The organism is Streptomyces sp. NPDC059456 (assembly GCF_042750055.1).
Lineage (GTDB): Bacteria > Actinomycetota > Actinomycetes > Streptomycetales > Streptomycetaceae > Streptomyces.
The window spans coordinates 1-6,352 of sequence record NZ_JBHYVA010000502.1; the positions used below are offsets into that span (position 1 = coordinate 1).

Here is a 6,352-nt window from a genome sequence, read left to right on the forward strand (position 1 = left end):
TCGACAGCTCGTCGGGCTGCGCCGCCCGGCGGGGCGGGGCGCCCGCGAGCCCGGGCGGCCTCCGAGCGGCCCCCGGCGCCGCCGCCTCGCCCCCCCCCCGGTACCGCCCGGTCGGCGGCCCCGTGCCGTCGGTCAGGGCCGGACGGGGCCGCGGTAGGGCAGTGTCTGCCGGTAGACGACGCTCGTGGTGGTGCTGCCGAAGCCGGCCAGTTCGTCCATGAGCGTCTCCAGGTGCTCCATGGAGGTCGCGGCCACCTTCAGGGTGTAGCAGTCGTCGCCGGTGGTGCGCAGGCACTCCAGGATCTCCCGCCGCTCGGCGAGGAGCCTGCGCAGCGGCTGGTGACGGTTGCCCGGGTACTTCAGCCGTACGAGGGCCAGTACGGGGTAGCCGACCTTGGCGAGGTCGACCACGGCGCGGTAGCCGGAGATGACGCCCATCGCCTCCAGGTTCCGCACCCGTTCGGTGGTGGCCGACGAGCTCAGGCTCACCCGGCGCCCCAACTCGCTGAGGGATATCCTGGCTTCCTGCTGCAACTGGTCGATGATCGCCTAGTCGATGTCATCGAGATTGCCTGTCATGACGCGACCCTACCGGCAACTCCACGGGAGAACGGCCCCATCACCAGGAGAAGTTGGTTCCGGATTTCTTGATCGCCGGGATAGCCTCCGATCATGAAACTGGGCGTGAACGTACCGAACTTCGGGCCGGGAACGGATCCCGGCGTACTGCGCGAGTGGGCGCGGACCGTGGAAGGGCTCGACTTCGACCTCCTGATGGTGTCGGATCACGTGGCCGTCACCCCGGACCTGGCCGAGCGCTACCCGGAACCCTTCTACGAGCCGTTCACCTTGCTGTCCTGGATGGCCGGCATCACCACCACGGTGCGGCTGGGCACGACGGTGCTCGTGCTCCCCTACCGGCACCCGCTGCTGGTGGCACGCATGGCCGTCAACCTCGACCGGCTCAGCGGCGGCCGGTTCGTGCTCGGGGTGGGGGCCGGGTGGGCGCGTCAGGAATTCGACGCGCTCGGCGTGCCGTTCAACGAGCGCGGCAGGCTGACCGACACCTGCCTGGACACGCTGCGCCGCGCCTGGCGCGAGGAGGCCGGCGGCGACGCCCCTTCGATCCCCGTCTGGGTCGGCGGCAGCAGCGGGGCGGCGATCCGACGCGCCATCAGGTTCGGCGATGCCTGGCATCCGCTGCGACCGACCCTCCCCGGGCTGCGCGCGGCCGTGGCGAACCACGCGCTGCCGGGATTCGCCCCGCGCATCGCCCTGCGGCTGACCTCCGCGCCGGTCCGCGACCCCGAGCGGCTCGCGGGCACCGGCACCCTCGAACAGGTCCTCGACGACCTCGACCAGCTGGACCGGCTCGGCGCCGAGACCGTCGTGCTCGACCCCTACCACGGGGATCCCCGGGCCACGCATCGGCCCGAGGAAGCCTGGCAGGCCCTCGCCACCGTGGCCGCACACCGGAGGACTTCATCATGATCACCACTGCGACGAACCGCTCCTGCGGCGCGCGATCGGCATCGCCGCCCGCGCCGTCGCCCAGGGCGACGCGCCCTACGGCTCCCTGCTGGCCGGCCCGGACGGCACGGTGCTCGCCGAGGCCCACAACACGGTGCGGCGCGACGACGACATCACCGCCCACCCGGAGCTGAAGCTCGCCCGCTGGGCGGCACGGGAACTCGACCCCGCCACCGCCGCACGCACCACCCTGTACACCAGCTGCCAGCCGTGCGGCATGTGCGCCGGCGCCATCGTCCGCTCGGGACTCGGCCGTGTGGTCTACGCCCTGTCCACCGAGCAACTCGTCATGCTCAACCCCGCGTCGGGCGCCTGGCCGACCGTACCGCAGGCGGGACCGGCCCTCCTCGACGAGGCACGGGTCCCCGTCGAGGAGTACGGGACCTCCCCGCGCCCCGCCCGGAAGCCTCCTGGCCACGGGAGTGCCGGGGCGGCACAATGACGGCACCTACGCCTGCGCAGGAGAGCACGTGCCCGTACCGATCATCATCGACTGCGACCCCGGACACGACGACGCCCTCGCGATCATGCTCGCCGCGGGTGACCCCGCGGTGGAGCTGCTGGCCATCACCACGGTCGCGGGCAATCAGACGCTCGCCAAGACCACGCTCAACGCGCGCCGTGTCTGCACGGTCGCGGGCATCACCGGCGTCCCCATCGCGGCCGGCTGCGCCAAACCGCTGGTCCAGGCGCTGAACGTCGCGGACGACGTGCACGGCGCGTCCGGCCTCGACGGGCCGCGCTTCCCCGAACCCACGGTGGACGTGGTCCCCGAGCACGCGGTGGACCTCATGTACCGGATCCTGACCGGCCACCCGGAGCCCGTCACCCTCGTCCCGACGGCGCCGTTGACCAACATCGCCCTGCTGCTGACCCGCCATCCCGATGCGGCCGCCCGCATCCGGGAGATCGTCCTCATGGGCGGTTCGTCGGAGCGGGGCAACCGGACCCCCGCCGCCGAGTTCAACGTCCGGGCCGACCCGGAGGCCGCGGACATCGTGTTCCGCAGTGGTGTTCCGGTCACCATGTGCGGGCTCAACGTCACGCACCAGGCCCTCGCCACCCCCGAGGTCGTCGCCCGCTTCGAGCGCCTGGACACCGGCCTGGGACGCACCTGCGCCGAGCTGCTGACCTTCTTCGCGTCCACCTACCGCACGCTGTGGGGGTTCCCGGCCCCACCGCTGCACGATCCGGTCGCGGTCGCCCGGGTGATCGACCCGGGCATCGTGCACTGCGTGGACGCGAACGTCGTCGTCGAACTGAACGGCCGGTACACCCGGGGCGCCACGGTCGTGGACCTGCACCGGTACACGGGCCGCCCGGTGAACGCGCGGGTCGGGGTCACGCTGGAGGCCGACCTGTTCTGGGACCGGATGGTCGCCGCCGTCGCGGCCCTCGGTGACCGGCCGTCACCCTGAGGCCGTCCCCCTGAGGCCGTCCCCCTGAGGCCGTCTCCCTGAGGCCGTCTCCCTGAGGCCGTCGCGCCGAGGGCATCGCGCCGAGGCCGTCACGGCGCCATGGGAGTGAACGGCCGGAGTTCGTCGGCGCCTTCCCGCACCACACCGTAGCTGTGTTCGGGCACCTCGTTCCAAGCGCCCGGCAGGTCGCCCAGCGGCTCGGACACGACGAGGCGGGTGTCGTCCGACACCTCGCGCAGGATCGGCAGGTCGGGGTGGAGCGCGCGCAGCGAGTCGACCCGGGTGCTGTAGAAGAGCGACCGGGCGACGCCCTCGCTGGCGTAGCGGAAGGCCCAGACCGATGTGCCGTCGGTCACGGCGACGGTCATCTGCAGGGGCGCGGCGACGCCGTGCGCCCGGCCCGTGCGCTCCACCAGGCCCGCCATCCGGGCCACCGCGCCCGGCGGGTCGGCGTCCAGGCCGAAGGTCAGCGCGAGGAAGAACATCACTTCCGAGTCCGTGGATCCTTCGAGATCGGCGTAGAGGACGGGATCCACGGCCATGCAGAGTTCCCTGCGCAGGGTGTGGAACCCGGCGATGGAGCCGTTGTGCATCCACATCCAGCGGCCGTGGCGGAAGGGGTGGCAGTTCGTCTGCTGGACCGGCGTGCCCGTCGAGGCCCGTATGTGGGCGAACAGCAGCGGGGACCTGACGTGCTGCGCGATCTCCCTCAGGTTGCGGTTGCTCCACACCGGGCCGATGTCGCGTACCACCGCAGGCGTGCCGGTGGCCGAGTTCTCCGCGTACCAGCCGATGCCGAACCCGTCCCCGTTCGTCGTCTCGACACCGAGACGGGAGTGCAGTCCCTGATCGATCAGGGAGTGTTCGGGCTTGTACAGGACTGTTTCCAGGAGAATGGGGGTGCCCGAGTACGCAAGCCATCGACACATGATTGGCCACCCTTCCCGGGGGGAGCGACGCGATGCCCCTTCGAGCCTACGAGCCTCGTCGGTCCGCCGCATCAGCACCCCGTACCGGTCCGTGCGCGGCCCAGTGCCAGGACGCTCAGGCCGAACATCAGGACACCCAGCGGGACGTGGAACGCCGGCATGTGCGCCACGCCCAGAACCACCTGCACCGAGGCGAGGGCGAGGAAGCCCGACGCGTGCAGGACGGGGCGGGGCGACCCGCCGCCCGGCCGCCACGCCAGGACCGCGGCGAGCACGTACACCATCGAGGCGCCGTACATCACGCGCGCCCCGACGCCGTGGAGCGTCTCACCGTAGGACGTGGACAGCAGCAGTCCGGCGGTGAGCGCCTGGAAGAAGAGGGCCAGGGTCTGCAAGGCGATCGCAACCTGTACGAACGTGCCGCTGCGGTGTGCTGACGTCGTCTGAACGGCCATGGGTGGGACCCCTGTTCTGCCTCGCGGCGGTGGATCGGTACTGTCTCGGTAGTCCGACGAGGCGGGCTCGCGAAATGTGAGGTGCACCGCCGAACTCGCGAGAGAAATCCAGGGAGCGGTCGCGACCATGAGCACCCCATCCGGGCCCGGGGACGTCCGGTGCGAGCCGGGCCCGGGCCGGACCCACGGCGAGACCGGCCGCGCGATCGACGGCGAGCGGCGGCAGCTGACCAACCTCGCCTACCGGCTGCTCGGTTCGCTGGCCGAGGCCGAGGACGCCGTGCAGGAGGCCTACGCGCGCTGGTACGCGATGCCGCGGGAACAGCGGCGGGGCATCGGCTCGCCCGGCGCGTGGCTGACGACGGTCGCCACCCGCATCTGCCTGGACCTGCTCGGCTCGGCGCGGGTCCGGCGCGAGCGCTACGTCGGCACGTGGATACCCGAGCCGCTGCCGGACCGTACGGAGTGGATCAGCGGGCCTGCCGACGACCCCGCCGACCGGGTCACCCTGGACGAGTCGGTGAGCATGGCCTTCCTCGTCGTGCTGGAGTCGATGACGCCGGCCGAACGCGTCGCGTTCATCCTGCACGACGTGTTCCGGTACCCGTTCGCCGAGGTCGCCGAGATCGTCGGCCGCAGCCCGGCGGCCTGCCGCCAACTGGCGTCCTCGGCGCGCCGGCGTATCGCGGACGCGCGGACCCCCGCGGTCCCGGCGACCGAACAAGCCTGTCTCGTACGGGAGTTCAAGCAGGCGTGGGAGGCCAAGGACATCAGGGCCCTGGTCGGCCTCCTCGACCCCGGAGCCACGATGATCGCCGATGGCGGCGGACTCGTCGGCGCCGTCCTGCGCCCCGTCGAGGGCGCCGGGCGCATCGCCCAGTACCTGCTGCACATCGCAGACAAGGCACCCGGGCTGACACTGCTGGAGCGGACCGTCAACGGCCGGCCCGGCCTCGTCGCCCAGAGCGCCGGCATGACCGTGACCGTGGCGGCGTTCGACCTCACGGGAGGCCGTGTGCGTCGCATCTGGGCGGTCCGCAACCCGGAGAAGCTGCGCCCCTGGACCGAGAACGGCCGCGACGGACGGACCTGACGGGGCTGACTGGGCTGACTGGGCTGACGGGCGGGCTCGGCCGACCCCGCGCCGGTGACGTGTCGCGCCGCTCTAGCCCGCGGCGCGCTTGCGCAGCAGGCGCTTGTCCGGCTTGCCCTGGTCGGTGAGGGGCAGGGACGGCTCCCAGAACACGGCGGTCGGCCGGTGGGCCGGTGACAGCGCCGCGGCCACCCGCCGGCAGGCGTCGTCGGCCACGGCGCTCGTGGGGGCGTGGCCCGGTGCGGGCACCAGGAAGGCGCACACCTCCTCGCCGGTGCGGTCGCAGGCCCTGCCCACCACTGCCGCCTCGGCCACCGCGGGGTGCCGGGTGAGGGCCGTCTCGACCGGAGCGCAGTAGATGTTCGCACCGTCCACGATCACGATGTCCTTGATCCGGTCGTCGAGGTAGAGGTAGCCGTCGGCGTCGAAGTGGCCGAGGTCCCCGGTCCCCAGCCATCCGTCCCGCATCACCCGGGCCGTGAGGTCCGGCCGGTTCCAGTAGCCCGCCATCATCATCGTGGACCGCACCCACACCTCGCCGGTGCGTCCCGGCTCCACCCGGACCCCCTCCCGGTCGCGTACCTGTACGGACACCCCGGGCGCGGGACGGCCGACGGACCCCAGGAGGTGGGGCCGGTCGCGCACGCCCGCGTCGTGATCACTCGGCGAGAGCCTGCAGATCACCCCGGCTTCGTTCATCCCGTAGCCCTGCCGCCACCGGGGCGGCGTGCCCCAGCGCGTCAGGGCCTGCCGGAGCCGCTCCGGGTGGATCGGGGCGTTGCCGTACGAGACCTGGACGAGCCCCGGTACGCCGTCGGCGGTCGCCGGGTCGTCGAGCAGCCGGTACAGCATGGAGGGGGTCAGGTACGTGGACACGGGCCCCAGGCGCCGGCAGGCCGCGGTGAACTCCCGCGTGCCGAAGGGGCC

At 72.5% G+C, this 6,352-nt stretch carries 8 protein-coding genes; 4 read left to right on the forward strand and 4 right to left on the reverse strand.

Going from position 1 to position 6,352, the window contains the following annotated elements; all coding sequences use genetic code 11:
- Window positions 1-132 precede the first annotated feature (132 nt).
- Window positions 133-546: an Lrp/AsnC family transcriptional regulator gene (locus tag ACFXA3_RS31630; RefSeq protein WP_385192358.1), complete on the reverse strand. Its 414-nt coding sequence runs from the start codon at window positions 544-546 to the stop codon at window positions 133-135.
- A 126-nt stretch (window positions 547-672) separates the two neighbouring features.
- Between ACFXA3_RS31630 and ACFXA3_RS31635 the strand changes: the two genes are divergently transcribed.
- Genes ACFXA3_RS31635 through ACFXA3_RS31645 form a run of 3 tightly spaced genes read left to right on the forward strand, consistent with a single transcriptional unit; the run spans window position 673 to window position 2,948 of the window.
- Window positions 673-1,491 carry an LLM class flavin-dependent oxidoreductase gene (locus ACFXA3_RS31635; protein ID WP_385192341.1) on the forward strand — a complete coding sequence of 273 codons (819 nt, stop codon included), beginning with the start codon at window positions 673-675 and terminating at the stop codon, window positions 1,489-1,491.
- Between the two features lie 22 nt (window positions 1,492-1,513).
- Window positions 1,514-1,972, forward strand: a complete 459-nt coding sequence (locus ACFXA3_RS31640; RefSeq protein WP_385192360.1) for a nucleoside deaminase — start codon at window positions 1,514-1,516, stop codon at window positions 1,970-1,972.
- 28 nt (window positions 1,973-2,000) lie between these two features.
- The gene (locus ACFXA3_RS31645) at window positions 2,001-2,948 is read left to right on the forward strand and encodes a nucleoside hydrolase (protein WP_385192344.1); all 948 of its coding nucleotides are present in this window, start codon (window positions 2,001-2,003) and stop codon (window positions 2,946-2,948) included.
- 89 nt (window positions 2,949-3,037) lie between these two features.
- Here ACFXA3_RS31645 and ACFXA3_RS31650 read toward each other — a convergent pair whose 3' ends face one another.
- Window positions 3,038-3,877: a class II glutamine amidotransferase gene (locus ACFXA3_RS31650; RefSeq protein ID WP_385192347.1), complete on the reverse strand. Its 840-nt coding sequence runs from the start codon at window positions 3,875-3,877 to the stop codon at window positions 3,038-3,040.
- 71 nt (window positions 3,878-3,948) lie between these two features.
- Window positions 3,949-4,332, reverse strand: coding sequence for a hypothetical protein (locus tag ACFXA3_RS31655; protein ID WP_385192350.1), 384 nt, complete (start codon window positions 4,330-4,332; stop codon window positions 3,949-3,951).
- A 127-nt stretch (window positions 4,333-4,459) separates the two neighbouring features.
- Between ACFXA3_RS31655 and sigJ the strand changes: the two genes are divergently transcribed.
- Window positions 4,460-5,425, forward strand: coding sequence for an RNA polymerase sigma factor SigJ (sigJ, locus tag ACFXA3_RS31660; protein WP_385192353.1), 966 nt, complete (start codon window positions 4,460-4,462; stop codon window positions 5,423-5,425).
- Window positions 5,426-5,497: 72 nt separating this feature from the next.
- On the opposite strand, the gene ACFXA3_RS31665 is transcribed toward sigJ, so the two are convergent.
- The coding region (locus tag ACFXA3_RS31665; protein ID WP_385192356.1) for a class I adenylate-forming enzyme family protein at window positions 5,498-6,352 on the reverse strand (855 nt) is incomplete at its 5' end.

What these genes read in the sequence shown, in the direction of transcription:
- ACFXA3_RS31635 (WP_385192341.1), top strand. Translation starts at nt 673, where the DNA reads ATGAAACTGGGCGTGAACGTACCGAACTTCGGGCCGGGAACGGATCCC.
- ACFXA3_RS31650 (WP_385192347.1), bottom strand. Translation starts at nt 3,877, where the DNA reads ATGTGTCGATGGCTTGCGTACTCGGGCACCCCCATTCTCCTGGAAACA.
- ACFXA3_RS31655 (WP_385192350.1), bottom strand. Translation starts at nt 4,332, where the DNA reads ATGGCCGTTCAGACGACGTCAGCACACCGCAGCGGCACGTTCGTACAG.
- sigJ (WP_385192353.1), top strand. Translation starts at nt 4,460, where the DNA reads ATGAGCACCCCATCCGGGCCCGGGGACGTCCGGTGCGAGCCGGGCCCG.